The sequence below is a fragment of the Nostoc sp. FACHB-110 genome (assembly GCF_014697425.1).
In the GTDB taxonomy this organism is placed as follows: Bacteria; Cyanobacteriota; Cyanobacteriia; order Cyanobacteriales; family Nostocaceae; genus Nostoc_B.
In genome coordinates, this window is record NZ_JACJRU010000009.1 from 79,298 (window position 1) to 95,349 (window position 16,052).

Consider the following 16,052-nt stretch of genomic DNA (forward strand, 5'->3'; position numbering starts at 1 on the left):
GTCTAAAACATCCCCCCATATTCCTCATCCTCGGCTGACAATGGCTCGCCTTTGAGTTTTTTATTCTCAACTTCCAGTTCTCGAATCCGCTCTATGTAACGCCTGAGTGGGTAATCAGATTTGAATAAATCGGGTTTGTCCCAGTGGTTGAAAATGAACTTTTCTTGCTCATTTCTAATGGTTTGGATTGATGATTCAATCAACTCAATCAACCCGCGCAGTCTTGCTGCTTTTTCTGCATGAGTCGCAGCATTGCCAACTATCGTCGCCATCAATGCGATCGCTCTCAAGTAAGTCAAAACATCCTCTTTGAAGGATTTGAGCTTGGATAAAGCCCTAGTTTCTGAATTTCTGTAACCGTCGATGGCTGTTTGTACAGACCAAGATAAGTTGAGGATATGGGGGCGTTCAAAACTGTAATCAGGTTGGTGTTTGTCAATTAGTTTGAGTAGTGATGGGATTTGGTTAGAATCGCCCAAAACCCTAACGCCGTCTTCTTCAAAGCTGACCAGTTGACCTTTGAATTGTTCAAGAACCGCTTTTTGCACTGATTCTCCGATTTGGCGATCTACTTCCTTGTAATGCTCCTCAAGTTCGTCCCAACTAATAAGCCAGCTTGCTTTGGGATTTTCCTGCTTCTTCGCCCAGCGCACCCAAACGCGGCGAACAATTATTCCTAATTCTTCTCTGTTCATTGCTCTATAAATCAAATAGCTGTAATTGTCCTGGTACTGTGCTGTCACAACCGATCGCTGGCTTTCTATTCGGTGCTGGCATCTGGGCCAATCCGTATCTGTAGAAAGCCTTGCGCCGCTCATCTAGCCACATTTGGTAGGGATGATTTTTTCGCAAGCCGAATGGGTATGAAGCATCTATGCTTGCTCTTAAATCGCGTTTTTGGGCTTCGGATAAATTTTCGAGATTTATTCCTTCAGCCACCGCGTTGGCAATAACTTGAGAAATCGCTTCACTTGCCTTGTCTCTCCAATAGCTCATATCAAGCTGCCTTGTGTGCGAAGTGATTGTGTAGGGCTTGCCAAATTGCCTCTAACTGCTGCGTTGATAAATCATCCTCAATCTTGGCGAATACTTCACCCATCTGCTTTGGCGTGAGGCGGGTGAGGGCGATCGCAACTTCCGCCACCAAGCCATCACCCGCTACCGTGAGATTAACAGCACTCGATTGCATCTGTTCAGTTGGTGCATTGCCAATGTTACGCTTCACCTCTGGCAAAACTTGATTACGATTGCCAAGCCCCAAATCTTTTTGCTGCTGCTTGTTTTCTTGCTTAACGGAAGTGACTGGCTTGACTTCCTCAACTGGCTCAACTAGCTCCATCTCGGTGAAGGAAATTTGATCGCGCTTGGCTTCTGGATTGCCCTCAACATGGCAAAGAGCGCACATCGATAACACGACTGTCACTGTCGCCAGTTTGTCTTGATATTGTCCTTTGAGGATGCGAACCTTGTCACCTTCTTTGGGTATCCATCGCTGTTGTGGCTTCTGAGTAGGTTGGGTTGGCTTGACGAGTTTATAAGCCGCATCCACACCTCGCGGTTTGGAAAGAGCCATTTTTAATTGCGATCGCTTCACAGGGTCTTTGGCTTCATCCATTGCTTTGAGTGCAGTTACCGCGTGTTCTGCATTCACCCCACTTCCTAACCCTACGCGCTTGGCGATGATGTCGCGGGTTGTTCCTTGGCCCTCACCTGGGCGGCCTTGGCGAGATTTGGCTTTTTGCTTTTCAAGTTCTTCCCAAGCTAGGTATTCTCTGGCCTTCTGCTCGATGCTTTTTTCGCGGTATTCGTTGCCTGAGAGTAACGCAGCGATCGCATCTTCACTTGTTGAAAAATTTTTCACTTTCGCTGGCACTTTTGTTAATCCAGCTTTGAGGCAAGCCAGCCGCCTTCTGTGTCCGTGAATGATGGTGAATCTACCATCATTTTTGGGAGTTACTGTAAAAGTTTCTTGTAGTCCGTGGGTGGCAATGGATTCGGCTAAGTCTTGTACGTCCTCATTTTCGCCGTATATTTGAACGTTGATTGGGTGCGGGTCAAGTAGTTCGATTGGTATCCACTGAATATCAATTTTCTCTTCAGTGGTGGCTTTGGACACAGTTGCAACAATTAAGTCTTGTCCTAGCCTTTTGGCTGCTTCTAGGGCATTTATCCCATCAATTAGCAGCCCTTCCTCAGTAACTGTTATGTCGGGAATACTGCCATCAGCGTTGTAGCTGTCTATAACTTTCGCTACTTCGCCCTCGTCAAAGTTTAAATGTGCTGGAATCTCTATCTCGTAGGGGTTTCGAGAAATTAAGTTTTGTGGCATAATCGGGTTCTTGAAAAGAATTAATTTTTATTGCGCGGTCTTGGCGGACTACGCAATTTTTTTACTTATTTTTCGCTTCTCTGGCGCAATGAGAAGCTGTTTATCGCACTTTTCAATGTGGAATTGATAGCGCGGGATCTGAGAGTTGGGACTTCTCACATCGCGCACTTCAATTCCAATCCGCAAAATTCCGCTTCGTACTAAATCGCGCAATTGATCTGGATAATCAAGTCCCAGCAGCGAATATGCCTGGTCTGTGTCGTACCACTGGCGGGTTGGTTGGTTGGTAGATTGCATCCCTAGCATTTCGGCAAGAATTTGCCGAACTAGCGGTTCAATAATCTCTTTAAGCTGACTTTCGCTGATCAATCTTTCCATCTGTCGCTGTTATGTGAATAATTTGTCCGCTAGGCATTTTCATTGAATAGGTTATGTTGTCGTGATTGAGCCAGCTTTGAATAGCAGCAAGAATTATTCCGGTCATGGGGATGCCCGTTCTTTCTGATTCTTCCTGTAACTTTTGGTCAAGCTCGTTTGGCAGTCGTAGACTTCTTGTAGTAGTTTTAGTCATTACTTTAGTAACTGAACTTCATCAGTCTGTTAATAAGTGTATACCACGTATCCGTTGATGACAATAAAGTGCAAAATTTTTACAAGTAGAATTTGCACTTTTCAATGGACAGGAAAAAACTGGCTCAAATAATTCGGGAAGCTAGAGGGGATAGGAGCCAGGGAAGATTTGCTAGAGATTTGGGCGTAAATCCTGGGACTCTAAGAAATTGGGAATTGGCCGATAGTGAGCCTAGCCTTGATAATTTGAAAGCGATCGCGGATGCTACAGGCAAAAATTTACTCCAGTTAATCGCAGAGATTACGGGAGTTGACACAGAAACATTACCAGAACCTAAAAAAGCTGAAGATGTAATGGCGATCGCATCCAGACTAGACAAAGCTGAACAATTCCGGCTCATTCAGTTGTTGGTTGCTCAGATGGCGATTCATGCTGGGGTTGAGATTGCGGAGGATTAGCAGCTTGCTCTAGATAGTAGGCGGAACCTTGCCAATTGGGATTGGATTCTGACCACTCAGCTAGAGCAAGCAAGAAATCATGAAAGGTGAAGCCCTCGGCTTCCAAATCAGATATTAAACCAGAGGTAAATTCTGAGAGGGCTGTAACTTTAATTTGGGCTAAAAGAGATCGGAAGCTGGTGTGCATTTTAGAAAAAAAGCCGTAGTAACTCACTTATTTTAAAAAAGGGTTAATCACGGAAAAACGCGCAATAGATAGACCACAGATGATCTGTGTATATGAAAGTAGTCGCCATTGTATATATAGATAGTCAAAAATAATACATCCCTATTTCCGTATGATTGGAAGGGAATTTATGTTGACTGTTGATGGACGCGGCGGCCAAAGGAAGACTGACAACCTTAATCAGCGATTTGCAAGGGCAACGCAGTTTAAGGAATTTTGCGCGGGATTTGGGAGTGAGCCTCAAAACCGTGCAAAATTGGTTAGAGGGCGATAATTTGCCTTCTACACGGAATTTGCAAAAGATTGCGATCGCCGCAAACATGAACGTAGAGCAACTGTACGCTTATCTCAACGGTCAACAGATTAAGTACGTGCCAAAAGTAGCAGAGGATGTACTGCGATTGGCTTTGCAGTTGAATGATGATGAGCGTCGAAGACTAGCTAAGTTGTTGATAGACAATATTGGTTTGAATTGAGTTCATGAAAAATTTTTCATGATGTTGTGTTCACTCTTCGCTTACTTTTTCTATCGCCATAGTGCTTCTCGTAGGAATTAGAGAAAAATTCACTCAATGGCGGCGATTTTTCATGTCCTCTTCGTCCTCATCTTCGGCATAATCAGGCCTGTCGCCCATAAATTCCTCGTAAGCGATTTCCGCCATGCGATAACACATTAGCTCTTGGGGATGCTGGGAGGCAGAAAAGTCGAATCCTTCACGGGCTACATAGCCCATTTGGGCATAGAACTCTTTGGCGAGTCTGTTTAATCTGTCTCGAATTTTCATGATTTTGATTTATGAAAAATTTTTCATAAAGCTGCGATCTGCTGGTTGGTTTTGGGTTCTCTAGTAATAGAATCGCAGTGGTGTGTCAAATGAGTAATGAACAGCCCCCAGAGCAGAAGAAAAACAATACTCTTCTGTTTGCATTAATTTTGATTCCAGTTGTCATTGGTTTTTGTGTTTACATCAACGAGAATGTCCTCAACACTCCCTTAACAAGACAGTTTGACGATGCAGCAAGGCAAGCCCAAATCGCTGCTTGTGAGTCCGAGAAGGGATACAAAAACACTGAGGACTGTTACAAGTAAAAATATTTAGTTTTCAAGGTTCTGTTTGCGATGCTGCTTTTACGGCATCGCTTTTTAATTTCCATCTCCAAAAAGGTGCGGAAGGATTGAGCTTATAGATTCTGCTTCTTCAATTGCTTGCCGTGCGTGGCCTAATAGTTGAATAATTTGTTTGTCTGCTTCTGGAGTGGCATTCTCGCACTCTGGAGAGGCAAAGTATTGCAATAGTTGTTCAAGTTTGGCGTGGGCTTGAGTGGCTTGTTGATAAATGGCGTAATAGTCCCAAGCGGGATCTGGGTCAGGATAATTTCGCATAAAACAATGTTTCTAGTATGTGGGGACAGCTTGGTATTTGAACGCGATCGCCTCTGAGTTGCCCCAATGCGATCGCTTACAGTTAGTTTACCATGTTTTCCTAGTTTACCAAGCAAGGGAATAAAACAATAAACCCGCCTAACTGGGAGGTTGAGGCGGGTCTTCTTTGGCTATTTGGATAATCTGGCTAAGTTTGTGTCTCAGGAAATTTATCTGCTCCCTGAGACTGTTAACTCCCCCTGCCGCGATTCTTTAAGGCTTGCAAGCTCTCGTCTCAACTCATCTATCTGAGTCTCCAGCCGATAAAAACGATCGCCTCCATTCTTTGGCTCAACTGTAATTTGCCCATTAATAAATTTTTCGGCTAAAGCGACCAGCGCATCTGATTCGTTTAACCCTAGTTCTTTGGCCTTGTCGTTGAATTTATCTTTTAAAGTTTGCGTTACTCTGGCGGCCAGTCTTTTATCTGCCTTTTCTTCTATGTTCATGCTAATTGACCTTTTTGGTTTGACCGACTGAGTTAACCCACAGTGTTAACCCACTTGGTTAACACGAGCATAGCACCACTAACTAGGACTATGGTAGCGTATTGGTTAACATGGTTGACGTGGTAAACAAACAAAGTTAAAGTAGATTCATCCAATCAAAAAGCGATCGCTCCTGAGTCTGGAAAACTAAAGCGATCGCCTCAACCAAAAGGTTTAACTAATTATGCAACAGATTTACACCCGCGACATCCTGAAAAATTTTTCAAGAACTCAGTTACACGAGATTTGCGACAAACTTTGTATTGCACACCGCCGCAGTAACGAAGATTGCATCAACGACATACTCGCCAAGCAACCACATTTAGTGGCTCAAGTTCAACCTCTAGCGCAACAAGAATTAGAGCAATACATCGAAGCTCAAGCCGAAGCCATTGCACCTGAGCAACAGCGCATGAAAAACAACTGCCAAGGTTATCAAGATGCTATTGCTGGTTTAGGGATGCAATCAAGTGACCCTTGCTACCGACTAGGCTGTGAACGTGGACTGCGTGATGTATCGCCGACACCAAAAGAAGATACAGGAAGTCAGGCGATCGTTTTTGAAAAAGTTGGCTCGACAGTTCACGGTGGTTTGTGGGAAGCAAACGTAAATGGGACTGTAGTTCGTATAGCTGCGGTCAATAATGGCTACAAAACTAATTTGACAGGCGATATTCTGCTCGTTGATTTCGGTATTGCTGTGAAAGAGTCGTTGTTAGCAGTTGCGAGGCTGGCCCCTAAAGAAGACCCATCCTTTGAAATTTACGCCACTGACGAGCCAGAAGTTTATGCAGTGTACAGCCACAAACCAGGGCAAGAAACAAAACGGTATGAGGTGAACTTAGCAATCAATTCTTGCACCTGTCCTCACTACGAACATCGACATGAGCAAGAAGGATTTAGAGACAAACATATTGAGGCGGTGAAATTAGCGATCGCAATCCACACCGCACTGCCACAAGAAAGAGAAATGCTGCTTGATAAGCCGTTTGATGAACTGACTGATAGTGATTGGCAAGTTCTCAATCAATTGGTAGCAGCTTAAACCACAAGTTTTAGACTTCCGCACCTTGCGGATGATTACCTTGTTCAAAGCGATCGCCCTGGACTGGACATCTGAAGCGATCGCTATTCACCACTACATGAGATGAATAACATGAAATATATTGCACTTTCCTTAATTCTGCAAACAGCTTTGATTGGTGGGTTAGCCCATTTTGAAATCAATGCCAGAGATAAAGCACACATTTTTATCAACAGCAGCAATAATGACGACTATGTTCCACCCAATAATGGCAACCCAGAAACGGGCAAAGGAACCGGGACACGGATTAAAGATTGTCGAGGCGGCGGCAGGCGTGATGGCTGCTCAGTAAGCTAGTAAACAAAAGGGAGGGTTTTCCCTCCCAATATTCCCTTAAACTCTTTAAGAGCATTAGCTAATAGTAACAAAAGTGAATTATGGACTTAGAAAAATTAATTGATAACGCTTACGGTAAGTACCAAGCCGAATTGAAAGCTGAGGAAGAAGCAAAATTGGCTGAAGAAAAAAAGTTGATAGATAAGTCAATATCCGTTTTTAAGGCAAATTTTGATCAGGTGATTTCATCTGAATTACAGCAAGCACTTGGTATTGAAATTATAGGCAGTAAAACTCAATCGGTTCATGCTCGATTCGGTTACATGGGTTACTACTTCAAAATAACTAAATACGACGAAATTAGATGGAGAGTTGATAAAGGTAAATCAAATTTTGCTGCGGAGTGTCTTTTTGCGGAATGTTCCAATAATTTGATTAATCGCTTGTTGATTGCTTTAGGAGAAATCAAAGCGTCAGTAGAGCCACAGCATTCATCCATTCCAATTGAGGAACAAATCAAAAATATTCAAGACACCCTTGATCGCTGCTATGCAGATATTAAGGCGATTTCAGAATCGCAGTCGTGGAAGCAGTTGTGCGAAAAGTCAGGCGATCCAGAAATGAAAACTCACTTAGGCGATGCACGAAATTATCTGAGTGAGGCGATGGACTGCGTTGACAGACTTTGTATTGAAGATATGGAGAAGCACTCATGATCACTCCAGAAATCAGAGAAGAACTATGCCGCATTCAAGCCGAGCTTAAAAAGCCCCTCTCTGCCAAACTTCATGAAGTTAGAGAGCTACCAGGAACCGATAAAAAATGGGTGTTTTTGCCTTGGCAAGTGATACGCGATCGCCTTGATGAAGTAGCCCCCGAATGGCTAATAGATCACTCTGAGATTCAATACATGAACAACGATGCTATTTGTCGCTGTGGTATCACAATTTTAGGGGTAAGAAAAGAGGCGATCGCATCTGTCCCAATCTCGTTAACAAGTGCCAAGGGCAAAGAAATGACTCGCGGTTCTGCGGCTGACAGATTAGCGGCAGAATCGATCAAGAATGCAGCTGAAGCTTGGGGTGTAGGACGCTATTTAGATGACCAGGAGTTCACTATCAAGTACCTCTGGGACAATAGACACCATCTGTCTGATGACATGAATCGAGAGTTGCAGTTGCTTATCAAGCAATACAAAATCGCCACTGGAATGATGCAGCCGCGTCCACAGATGCCTGCCAAAAAAGAAGCCGGAATATTGCCAACGCTTGCAGGGACACCAGATCGTAAATTACTCAACGCTGAGATTGAATCGGTGATGAACCGCAAGGGTATCTCCCTTGAGCAAGCTAAAAGTGCTTTGTCTGAATTGTTTGGGGTGAAATCCCGTTCTCAGTTAAGCGATAAGCAACTGCAAGAGTTTTTGGAGTATTTAAGGTCTAGTCGTGTGGAGGTGATTAAATGACCACCAATATCCAATGGACGGATGAAACCTGGAATCCAATAGTCGGTTGCTCGCGCATAAGCCCTGGCTGCTCAAAATGTTATGCAGCCACCGCCGCCGCATCCGCGAGACTTCAACAGTTTCCCCAATATCAAAAAGTGAAAGACTGGGATGGAACTGTAGAGTTTGTGAAAAACCAACTGCTCAAGCCATTGAGTTGGAAGAAACCTAAGAAAATTTTCGTCTGCTCAATGAGCGATTTATTCCACGAGAATGTGCCTGACGAGTGGATTGATAAGGTGATGGCTGTAGCTGCTATTTGCCCTCAGCATACTTTTCAAATCCTTACAAAAAGGCCAGAACGTGCGCTGGAATACTTCACCAGCGAAAACCGATTTGCTTGTATTGATTACCAAGCCTATGAAATTTTGAGGGCAGATAGAGCGCCTTACTACAGAGAACATCCCGTAGTTAAATTGCCTCTCAAAAATGTTTGGATTGGCACAACAGTAGAGAATCAGGCGATGGCTAATAAGCGCATCCCTTTACTTCTACAAATCCCCGCAGTTATTCGATGGTTAAGCGTTGAGCCATTACTGGGCGAGATTGACTTACGTGAAGCAGGAATGATTCAGAGGCTAATTAGCGATAATTACGAATGGGAGAATATTTCCGAAGAAATTAGCTGGGTCGTGGTTGGCGGGGAATCTGGCAGTGGTGCGCGTCCTTGCAACCTTGCTTGGATGCGATCGCTTGCCCGTCAATGTCAAGATGCTGAGGTTCCTGCGTTTGTAAAGCAGTTGGGGAGCCGTCCATTTTATCTGAAATGCGGCGAGAAGTATCCTTACAAAATAAGCGATAAGAAGGGTGGGGTAATCACTGATTTTCCAGAGGATTTACAAATCAGGCAATTTCCAAAACTATGAAAACAAAACTATTAATTTTAGATATGGATGGGACTGTGCGCCGCCCCAAATCGGCGCGAAGCAAGTTCATCGACGACCCACTCGACCAAGAAGTTATTCCAGAAGCACAAAGAGCGATCGCGCACTACAAAGCTCAAGACTGGATTATTGTTGGCGCAACTAACCAGGGCGGGGTGGCAGCCGGACACAAGCAGCTTGAAGATGCTATTCAAGAGCAATACCAAACCTTGAAACTTTGCCCCCAAATATGGTGCATATATTTCTGTCCAGATTACGAAGGGCTATTCTGTTGGCTTTCTACTCTCAAATCAGAAGAGGTAAGTTCTCCAATTCATTTAGGGTGGGGTGCGAAATATCGCGGTTCTTTCCGCAAGCCAGGGGCAGGAATGCTTTTAGCCGCAATTGAGAATGGCTTGGGGTATAGAAAACCAGAGCATCAAGTTTTGTATGTGGGCTAGTGATTGGTGGAATTCGTTGCCCCAAGAGGAAGAATTGGGCATTGATGATTTGCCTTATTAAGCTTGGAAACGCAGGCTTCCAGCCACAAATATAATTAGACAACTTTGGAGAAAAACCATGTATAAACTCGAACTCATTCATGACAAAAACTGCCAACGCCTAGAAGTTGGCTTTCTAGAGGGAGTAACCGCCACTAACGAAGAATTGGTCAAGTATGTTGGCGAAAGACTTCCACGATTAATCGAAGACGAGTCAATGGCAGGACGTTTGCTCAAAATCAACGGCTCTCAATCTCTTCCTATCGCCTATCACATCGCTCACAAGGTCGCTCACTTGTACGGGGCAATTGCGGTTTTCGATCCTAAATTAAGCGGCTATGTGGTCAGCATCAGCCATGACCCAGGATATAAATTGGGTCTGGTGTTGAGTGATGAGCCGATAATTATTTAACTTGTTGAAAAATTTTTCAAGAACCCTGAGTAAACCGTTCAAATATCTCCCGATGATCGCCTTGCGTAATGTGTCGTTGATACTCTCGAAGATGAATTAAGGGGGAATGCCCCATCCACTGGGCAGCGACAGCAGTCGGGATTTTATATTTAGTAGCAGCGCGAATCGCCCAGGCGTGGCGTAAATCATAAGTCGGGAAATCCACGCCGTAGCGTTTTAAAGCCTTATAAACTGTATTTCCTAAATCCTTCCAGGTTCTACCCTCCACATTCACCTTGGAGGGCTTTTTATTTTCCCATAACTGCCAATCAGTCGCCCATTCAGGTGGTAGTGGAAATGCAATTCTAACTCCAGTCTTGCCATCGTCAATTGTGCAGGTGCAAGGATACTGAGGACTAACAGTGGCAAAAAATATTTCATGGGGCCGACAGCCAAAGCAAGCAATTACACTAAATGCCCATTGCCATTCAGGATGAGCGATCGCATCCCTTACCGCTACAATTTCCGAATCTGAAGGTAGCTGGCGAATTATCTGCTTGCTGCTGGAATACTCGCCTTGATATTTTTTCAAGTCCACCTTCACTTTAGCGAACTTGGCGAGTTGCTCAAGCTTCTGGCACATCGTCCGCCGCGTCCAGGTATTGGCAGGGGTTGATACAGCTATGGCAATTAAAATTTCAGGCGTTAAATTTTCACTCAATGGCAACTTATTAAAGCAAGCTTCGTAATGTCGCTTCCATGTCTGTTGCTTGGTCATATCATCACCCTTGGAAGCAAAGTACTCTTGCTTGAATTTCTCGATCCAATAAGCGCAATTTTGGGCGGGTTCCTTCTCTTCTCCCAGATACCGCCCCCAGTCAAATTCACCTTGCGCTAGTAGTCCGCCCACAATCTTGGCCTCAGCTTCTGCCCGTTGCAGTCCAGCGGGGTTGGCGTAGATGCCCAAAGGTAAATATTGCTGGTATGGTTTATCTTTGCCACTCCCTGGCTTAGGCGGAAATGTGGCCCGTAATGAGAGGCGATCGCCACGGGCCTCAACCTTCACCCCAATCTTGCCAGCTTTTAGGCGATCGTTAACCGCCTCGATAGTCCATTTCACTGTGCTAATCTTGCGCTAAAACACTTCTGTATTTGAGCATAATTTGAGGTAATTTAGCACAGTGTTATTATGCTAAATCGCAACAGTCGCAATAAGCAAAAAAGCCGGAATTGGCTCCGGCTCTTGAAAGTATTGATTTATTGTAAAAGCCAGCAGCTGGATTTGAACCTGCGACCTTCCGATTACAAGTCGGATGCACTACCACTGTGCTATGCTGGCAAGGTGACCGCGCTCTTTGCACTCACCGATTTATTATTTTAGCATAAGCAAAATATTTGTCTAGAGGTTTGGCAAAAAATTAGTGATGGGAATAGGGAATAGGGAATGGCAAGACCCTTACACCCTGTCTTTAGCGCCAATCTTCCCAGTTTTGATTAAAAATTGAAGTGTCAGGAAAGGCAGTTGGGTTGCCATTTTGTTGTAACAAGCGTTTAAAAGCTTGGAGTTGCGGTTCTGGTTTTGGCAAATCATCTACTAATTGGTAGGGGGCAACATTATTTTTGAGGGCAAAAGCCGCCACAGTTCCCGCAGCTGCACCAGAAGACCATTCAAAGGAGTGTACCCGATAGGCAGCAGCAGCAATATGGCTAGTAGCAATACTTTTACCACCGACTATTAAATTGTCAATTTTTTGGGGAATCATTGCCCGCAGTGCAATTTGGAAAGGATAGGCTTGTCCCGCACCGCGCCGTTCTCCTGGGCGTTCTTTATTACCGGGTGTTTCTGGTGGACTTTGAACCATGCAAGGGTGAAAGTCAATGGCATAGTGACCAATACCCACAGCATCCGGGTAAATTGTCGAACGACTGCGACGTAATGCTTTATCTGGCGCAACTTGCCCAGAAATCACCGAGGCTGCTTCTAACCCAGCCAATGTTGCTTTTAACTGGCGATACATATCTGGTGTCAGTGTTTTGCGATAATACTCATCGTTGTAGTTGCGGCGAGAAATATCAACTTCCCAAATAGTAAAGCCTTGGGGTTGTCCCCAACTGGGACGGCCAATTATCCGCCGGGCTTCTCGCATATAGGGATATTTTGACAAGCCATGTACTGTCCCCATTGGGGATTTTAGCCCAGTTAATAATCTGTTGTTAGTTCTTGGTTGTTTAACACCTTTACCTAACTGAGAATCTGTGGTTCCGGCTACTAACCAGTAATAATATGACAGGGCATTTTCTTCGGCTTTGCGTAGGGTTGCTGTTCGCAGTCCCCCCATCCAGCCACCTGGTTTTAACTGCCCAGTGCTTTGTAATTGTTGGCGAGTATAAACTAGGTTATCGTTGGCCTTTCCAGGGCGGTAGTCGTTCCCCCAAGTCCAGTTTTGCATAGAAATATCTCCTGGGGTGACTGCATTAAATCTCACACCCTGAAATTGTGTTGCTTGCCCTTGTCTGGGACTCCAAATGCGACGATAGGTAAAAACTAAGTCAAAGTTTGCGAGTCGCTTTAATTCATAACTGAAATATGGTGAATATTGTAAATAGAATGGGGGCATTGTTTGGGGTTGTGGTTCTTTGGTTGCCTCCATTGCAAAGGTATAAGTAAAGCCTTGAGTACAATAAGGATCGTTGCTGCTGCTAGATGAAGATGGTTCGAGGAAGGAACGCCCATCAATACCAAGGCGATAGGGAACGTCAGCTAGGGCAACAATTTCGCCTGTTTCACTAGCATCGATAACATACCAGTGGGGAGAGTTGCTGGTAGTTGATTTTTTAGCAGTTTTGGGAACAAAGCGAATAATATTTTTGGTGAAGCGTGATGAGTTTTGATAGCGATAGCTATCTTCAATGGTTGCAGATAGGGGAAAGGTATTGAGGGGAGGTGCGCCTTTAGCTGGTTGATGTTGAATAGCGATCGCCCTATCGATGATTTTCCCATTAGAATTAATATTCAGTTCTTTAATAACTGTGTTGGGAAACCAAGCCAACTTGCCTTTGCCTTTTTTCTCGGCATCTTTTAACATTTGGAACAAAACAGTGTGAGCATCGTGGGGTAGAAAACAAGAGTCACTTACCCAGCAGTCACCAGGATTTAGCTTACCGTAATGGCGTTGAATTCGGTTACGTAATTCTAGATAACCACGAGAATAGAACTGGCGATCGCGTTGAGTTGGTCTTTCATCTAACGCAGATGTCCCTTGCGCAGAAATTTGTCCTCCTACCCAGTCGGTAATTTCTGTCAGACACACTGTTCTCCCAGCTAGTAACCCCTCGTAAGCTGTCGCTGCTCCTGATAATCCACCACCAACTACTAAAATCTCACAATTAACCGTTTTATCCGGCGTTCTTGGTGGTGCAGCAATCATAGTAGAGTCAGGAATGAGATAAGTTGAAATTAAGCTAAGACTGAAGAGTGTTGCTTGAAAACTAGCTACTTTGTGTCCGCGCTCCATGATTTGAAACTCTTTCTACTCTTGTGCCAACTTGTAGACGGTAGCATTGGGCAAATGTTCACCACAAGACACTCAAGATAGTTAACCCAAACTTTCACCCCGATTATAAGGTGAAGCGATCGCCCACATAAACAACCGATAACTAATTTCTGTTATAGATTGGAAAAAGGCACACCGCCTCTATAACTGACCAACAAGTTGAGATGGTTGAGATGATCAGCAAGAATCAATTTATCTTAGCCCTAGTTTTGAAAAGTGCGATCGCTTTTTCGCCCTTGCTGCTGTCTGCTAGTGCAGTTAGTGGACAAACTACACCATCAATCACTAGAGAACAAGCTATTGCTCAAGCACTCTCAAATCAAGAGCGGGAAGAATTAACCCAACTGCGCGCTGAACAGAAAATTAGACAACAAGTCCCAGCTAATTTTGACAGTACTTTTAATCGCACAACTGTCTTAATGAATGTTTGGTTAGTGATATTAAGTCTATTTCCGGTAGCGGTTATTGCTTTATTTTGGCTGTTACGCCGGGTAGCAATTAAAGAAATTGTTGACCGAGCTATGTCTCAGTTACAAGGTTTAGAAAAATTACAAACTGAGATAACCATTGTTAAACAAGAAGCGGAAACTATTATTCAAGAAGTTAAAAAAATTAGTCGTGACTTAGAATACGAATCTACTGCTCTCCAACAAAAGATAAAACAAGAACAAGAAAATTTATCTATTTTTGAATCTGATATATTGCAATCTAAAAATAATATTCTCTCAGGTTTAGAAATTGAAATCAATAGTCTCAAACAAAATATCGAGAATTTAGAATCAGAATTTGCTAACCAATTACACCAATTGCAACTAACTGCTCAACAGCGGCGAGATAAAACTGTAGAAAATCTAAGTAGTTTAGAATCAGAAATTGCATTAAATATATCGGAATTTCAGCTAGTAAATGAGCAACAAAAAAATCTAATTTGGGAAGAGTTAGCACAATCTAAAAATGAATTTATCGTTAAGATATCCACTTTAGAATCTGAAATTAATTTGCAAAAGGATAGTTTAATTGAAAATTTATTCAAATCACAAAATGAATTTATAACCCAGTTAGCTGGCATCAGAGTAGATGCTGAACAACAAAAGGATAAAACTAGAAATAATATTGAAGAATTAGAACAAAGTTTTAATTCTTATATATCATGTTTGCAATCGCAAAGTCAGCAGCAAAAAGATAATCTGCTGAGTGATTTAATAAAATTACAGTCAGAATTTACAACTCAACTAGCACAACTCCAAGCAGAAACTGAACACCAAAAAGATAAAACTCACGGTAATATCATAGAGATAGGGCAGAGATGGGAAATTCAAGTAAATAAATTAGCAAATGAAAGTCAACAGCAAAAAGATAATTTATTAGAAAATTTAATTAACTTACAATCAGACTTTGCTAATCAATTATCTGAAGTACAAACAGAATTAAAAAAGCGGAAAGATTTAATTATTGAGAATTTAGAAAAATCAGGTTCAGAATTACAATCACAGGCGCAAAAACAAAACTTATTTATTTTAGAAAGATTAGAAAAATTAGAAACAGAATTTGTTGCCCAATTATCTGATTTGCAGGTAGATACAGAAGAACGCAAGAATTTAATTTTGCAAGAAATTAGCACAAGCCAAACTCAAGTTAATTCAGAAGCAGTACCTCAGCCAACCACAACATCAGCAGAAATTGACCTCCAACAAGGTGATGATTTGTTTGCCCAAAAGCAATATGAAGCAGCACTCACCTACTACAATCAAGCAGTTAAAATCCAGCCAGACAATGCTGCTGCTTGGTTAAAGCATGGTATAACCCTTAGCAGATTAAAACGTTACAAAGAAGCGATCGCATCTTACGATCAAGCTATCAAAATACAACCAGATTATCATCAAGCGTGGTGCGATCGCGGTGTAGCTTTTGGTAATCTCCGCCAGCACAAAAAAGCTTTTGCTTCTTTTAATAAAGCTACCCAAATTAAACCAGATGACACAACCGCTTGGTTAAATCGTGGTCTTTCCCTGATAGAGTTGGAAGAATATGAAGAAGCCTTAGCATCGTTTGATCAAGCATTGCAACTCCAGCCTAACTCTCCTAAACTCTGGGACAAACGCGGTTATACCTTGGTAAGATTGGGGCTAGATGATGATGCGATCGCTGCATTTAATAAAGCACTCTTAATTAAGCCAGACTATGCCATTGCTTACTATAATAAAGCAACCTGTTACGCACTTCAAAAACAAGCCGAATTAGCCGTTGAATGTCTGCAACAAGCAATTGAAATCAATCCTCGATACAAAGAAGATGCAGCATCTGACATAGATTTTGATGAGATTGCTGATAATCAACGTTTCAAACAATTAATTGCTAGTTAAAACAAGACTTAGGCAAGTGTTT

General features: G+C 43.0%; 21 protein-coding genes and 1 tRNA gene. 11 read left to right on the forward strand and 11 right to left on the reverse strand.

Annotated features, from left to right (window positions below):
• Window positions 1–2: 2 nt before the first annotated feature.
• From H6G69_RS11340 to H6G69_RS11360, 5 genes are read right to left on the reverse strand one after another with little or no spacing between them, the layout of a single operon-like run.
• A complete protein-coding gene (locus H6G69_RS11340) occupies window positions 3–695 on the reverse strand; it encodes a hypothetical protein (protein ID WP_190686088.1) in 693 nt (230 codons plus the stop codon).
• Window positions 696–699: 4 nt separating this feature from the next.
• Window positions 700–996, reverse strand: coding sequence for a hypothetical protein (locus H6G69_RS11345; RefSeq protein WP_190686092.1), 297 nt, complete (start codon window positions 994–996; stop codon window positions 700–702).
• A gap of 1 nt (window position 997) precedes the next feature.
• A complete protein-coding gene (locus tag H6G69_RS11350) occupies window positions 998–2,329 on the reverse strand; it encodes a ParB/RepB/Spo0J family partition protein (RefSeq protein ID WP_190686095.1) in 1,332 nt (443 codons plus the stop codon).
• A 48-nt stretch (window positions 2,330–2,377) separates the two neighbouring features.
• A complete protein-coding gene (locus H6G69_RS11355; RefSeq protein WP_190686097.1) occupies window positions 2,378–2,707 on the reverse strand; it encodes a hypothetical protein in 330 nt (109 codons plus the stop codon).
• Window positions 2,676–2,900, reverse strand: a complete 225-nt coding sequence (locus H6G69_RS11360) for a hypothetical protein (RefSeq protein WP_190686100.1) — start codon at window positions 2,898–2,900, stop codon at window positions 2,676–2,678. The genes H6G69_RS11355 and H6G69_RS11360 overlap by 32 nt, the downstream gene beginning before the upstream one ends.
• A 104-nt stretch (window positions 2,901–3,004) precedes the next feature.
• On the opposite strand from H6G69_RS11360, the gene H6G69_RS11365 reads away from it, so the two are divergent.
• Together H6G69_RS11365 and H6G69_RS11370 are read left to right on the forward strand one after the other, a co-directional pair.
• The gene (locus H6G69_RS11365) at window positions 3,005–3,358 is read left to right on the forward strand and encodes a helix-turn-helix domain-containing protein (protein WP_190686103.1); all 354 of its coding nucleotides are present in this window, start codon (window positions 3,005–3,007) and stop codon (window positions 3,356–3,358) included.
• Window positions 3,359–3,727: 369 nt separating this feature from the next.
• Window positions 3,728–4,060, forward strand: coding sequence for a helix-turn-helix transcriptional regulator (locus H6G69_RS11370; protein ID WP_190686106.1), 333 nt, complete (start codon window positions 3,728–3,730; stop codon window positions 4,058–4,060).
• A gap of 93 nt (window positions 4,061–4,153) precedes the next feature.
• Here H6G69_RS11370 and H6G69_RS11375 read toward each other — a convergent pair whose 3' ends face one another.
• A complete protein-coding gene (locus tag H6G69_RS11375; RefSeq protein ID WP_190686109.1) occupies window positions 4,154–4,369 on the reverse strand; it encodes a hypothetical protein in 216 nt (71 codons plus the stop codon).
• Window positions 4,370–4,458: 89 nt separating this feature from the next.
• Here H6G69_RS11375 and H6G69_RS11380 point away from each other — a divergent pair, with 89 nt between their 5' ends.
• Window positions 4,459–4,674: a hypothetical protein gene (locus tag H6G69_RS11380; protein WP_190686113.1), complete on the forward strand. Its 216-nt coding sequence runs from the start codon at window positions 4,459–4,461 to the stop codon at window positions 4,672–4,674.
• A gap of 54 nt (window positions 4,675–4,728) precedes the next feature.
• Here the strand turns inward: H6G69_RS11380 and H6G69_RS11385 are convergent, their stop codons facing one another.
• A complete protein-coding gene (locus tag H6G69_RS11385) occupies window positions 4,729–4,968 on the reverse strand; it encodes a hypothetical protein (RefSeq protein ID WP_190686116.1) in 240 nt (79 codons plus the stop codon).
• 209 nt (window positions 4,969–5,177) lie between these two features.
• Window positions 5,178–5,456: a hypothetical protein gene (locus H6G69_RS11390; protein WP_190686119.1), complete on the reverse strand. Its 279-nt coding sequence runs from the start codon at window positions 5,454–5,456 to the stop codon at window positions 5,178–5,180.
• A 223-nt stretch (window positions 5,457–5,679) separates the two neighbouring features.
• Here H6G69_RS11390 and H6G69_RS11395 point away from each other — a divergent pair, with 223 nt between their 5' ends.
• From H6G69_RS11395 to H6G69_RS11425, 7 genes are all read left to right on the forward strand, one after another.
• Entirely contained in the window at window positions 5,680–6,540 is an 861-nt protein-coding gene (locus H6G69_RS11395; RefSeq protein ID WP_190686122.1) for a hypothetical protein, read from the forward strand.
• 111 nt (window positions 6,541–6,651) lie between these two features.
• Window positions 6,652–6,876, forward strand: a complete 225-nt coding sequence (locus tag H6G69_RS11400; RefSeq protein ID WP_190686127.1) for a hypothetical protein — start codon at window positions 6,652–6,654, stop codon at window positions 6,874–6,876.
• 80 nt (window positions 6,877–6,956) lie between these two features.
• The gene (locus tag H6G69_RS11405; RefSeq protein WP_190686130.1) at window positions 6,957–7,571 is read left to right on the forward strand and encodes a hypothetical protein; all 615 of its coding nucleotides are present in this window, start codon (window positions 6,957–6,959) and stop codon (window positions 7,569–7,571) included.
• On the forward strand, window positions 7,568–8,320 hold the full coding sequence (locus tag H6G69_RS11410) for a Rad52/Rad22 family DNA repair protein (protein WP_190686132.1): 753 nt from the start codon (window positions 7,568–7,570) through the stop codon (window positions 8,318–8,320). The genes H6G69_RS11405 and H6G69_RS11410 overlap by 4 nt, the downstream gene beginning before the upstream one ends.
• On the forward strand, window positions 8,317–9,225 hold the full coding sequence (locus H6G69_RS11415) for a phage Gp37/Gp68 family protein (protein WP_190686134.1): 909 nt from the start codon (window positions 8,317–8,319) through the stop codon (window positions 9,223–9,225). Before H6G69_RS11410 ends, H6G69_RS11415 begins: the two co-directional genes overlap by 4 nt.
• On the forward strand, window positions 9,222–9,683 hold the full coding sequence (locus H6G69_RS11420; RefSeq protein ID WP_190686136.1) for a polynucleotide kinase: 462 nt from the start codon (window positions 9,222–9,224) through the stop codon (window positions 9,681–9,683). Before H6G69_RS11415 ends, H6G69_RS11420 begins: the two co-directional genes overlap by 4 nt.
• A gap of 118 nt (window positions 9,684–9,801) precedes the next feature.
• On the forward strand, window positions 9,802–10,134 hold the full coding sequence (locus H6G69_RS11425) for a CRISPR-associated protein Csx3 (RefSeq protein WP_190686138.1): 333 nt from the start codon (window positions 9,802–9,804) through the stop codon (window positions 10,132–10,134).
• Between the two features lie 16 nt (window positions 10,135–10,150).
• Here the strand turns inward: H6G69_RS11425 and H6G69_RS11430 are convergent, their stop codons facing one another.
• From H6G69_RS11430 to H6G69_RS11440, 3 genes are all read right to left on the reverse strand, one after another.
• Window positions 10,151–11,233: an integrase gene (locus H6G69_RS11430; RefSeq protein WP_190686140.1), complete on the reverse strand. Its 1,083-nt coding sequence runs from the start codon at window positions 11,231–11,233 to the stop codon at window positions 10,151–10,153.
• Between the two features lie 147 nt (window positions 11,234–11,380).
• Window positions 11,381–11,452, reverse strand: a tRNA-Thr gene (locus H6G69_RS11435).
• A 130-nt stretch (window positions 11,453–11,582) separates the two neighbouring features.
• Window positions 11,583–13,628: an FAD-dependent oxidoreductase gene (locus H6G69_RS11440; protein ID WP_190686143.1), complete on the reverse strand. Its 2,046-nt coding sequence runs from the start codon at window positions 13,626–13,628 to the stop codon at window positions 11,583–11,585.
• A gap of 212 nt (window positions 13,629–13,840) precedes the next feature.
• Between H6G69_RS11440 and H6G69_RS11445 the strand changes: the two genes are divergently transcribed.
• Window positions 13,841–16,030 (forward strand): tetratricopeptide repeat protein, encoded by a 2,190-nt coding sequence (locus H6G69_RS11445; RefSeq protein ID WP_190686146.1) that lies wholly within the window; start codon window positions 13,841–13,843, stop codon window positions 16,028–16,030.
• Window positions 16,031–16,052: the final 22 nt, after the last annotated feature.

Coding starts and splice junctions, on each gene's coding strand:
- H6G69_RS11340 (WP_190686088.1), bottom strand. CDS start 695: ATGAACAGAGAAGAATTAGGAATAATTGTTCGCCGCGTTTGGGTGCGC.
- H6G69_RS11345 (WP_190686092.1), bottom strand. CDS start 996: ATGAGCTATTGGAGAGACAAGGCAAGTGAAGCGATTTCTCAAGTTATT.
- H6G69_RS11350 (WP_190686095.1), bottom strand. CDS start 2,329: ATGCCACAAAACTTAATTTCTCGAAACCCCTACGAGATAGAGATTCCA.
- H6G69_RS11355 (WP_190686097.1), bottom strand. CDS start 2,707: ATGGAAAGATTGATCAGCGAAAGTCAGCTTAAAGAGATTATTGAACCG.
- H6G69_RS11360 (WP_190686100.1), bottom strand. CDS start 2,900: ATGACTAAAACTACTACAAGAAGTCTACGACTGCCAAACGAGCTTGAC.
- H6G69_RS11365 (WP_190686103.1), top strand. CDS start 3,005: ATGGACAGGAAAAAACTGGCTCAAATAATTCGGGAAGCTAGAGGGGAT.
- H6G69_RS11370 (WP_190686106.1), top strand. CDS start 3,728: ATGGACGCGGCGGCCAAAGGAAGACTGACAACCTTAATCAGCGATTTG.
- H6G69_RS11375 (WP_190686109.1), bottom strand. CDS start 4,369: ATGAAAATTCGAGACAGATTAAACAGACTCGCCAAAGAGTTCTATGCC.
- H6G69_RS11380 (WP_190686113.1), top strand. CDS start 4,459: ATGAGTAATGAACAGCCCCCAGAGCAGAAGAAAAACAATACTCTTCTG.
- H6G69_RS11385 (WP_190686116.1), bottom strand. CDS start 4,968: ATGCGAAATTATCCTGACCCAGATCCCGCTTGGGACTATTACGCCATT.
- H6G69_RS11390 (WP_190686119.1), bottom strand. CDS start 5,456: ATGAACATAGAAGAAAAGGCAGATAAAAGACTGGCCGCCAGAGTAACG.
- H6G69_RS11395 (WP_190686122.1), top strand. CDS start 5,680: ATGCAACAGATTTACACCCGCGACATCCTGAAAAATTTTTCAAGAACT.
- H6G69_RS11400 (WP_190686127.1), top strand. CDS start 6,652: ATGAAATATATTGCACTTTCCTTAATTCTGCAAACAGCTTTGATTGGT.
- H6G69_RS11405 (WP_190686130.1), top strand. CDS start 6,957: ATGGACTTAGAAAAATTAATTGATAACGCTTACGGTAAGTACCAAGCC.
- H6G69_RS11410 (WP_190686132.1), top strand. CDS start 7,568: ATGATCACTCCAGAAATCAGAGAAGAACTATGCCGCATTCAAGCCGAG.
- H6G69_RS11415 (WP_190686134.1), top strand. CDS start 8,317: ATGACCACCAATATCCAATGGACGGATGAAACCTGGAATCCAATAGTC.
- H6G69_RS11420 (WP_190686136.1), top strand. CDS start 9,222: ATGAAAACAAAACTATTAATTTTAGATATGGATGGGACTGTGCGCCGC.
- H6G69_RS11425 (WP_190686138.1), top strand. CDS start 9,802: ATGTATAAACTCGAACTCATTCATGACAAAAACTGCCAACGCCTAGAA.
- H6G69_RS11440 (WP_190686143.1), bottom strand. CDS start 13,628: ATGGAGCGCGGACACAAAGTAGCTAGTTTTCAAGCAACACTCTTCAGT.
- H6G69_RS11445 (WP_190686146.1), top strand. CDS start 13,841: ATGATCAGCAAGAATCAATTTATCTTAGCCCTAGTTTTGAAAAGTGCG.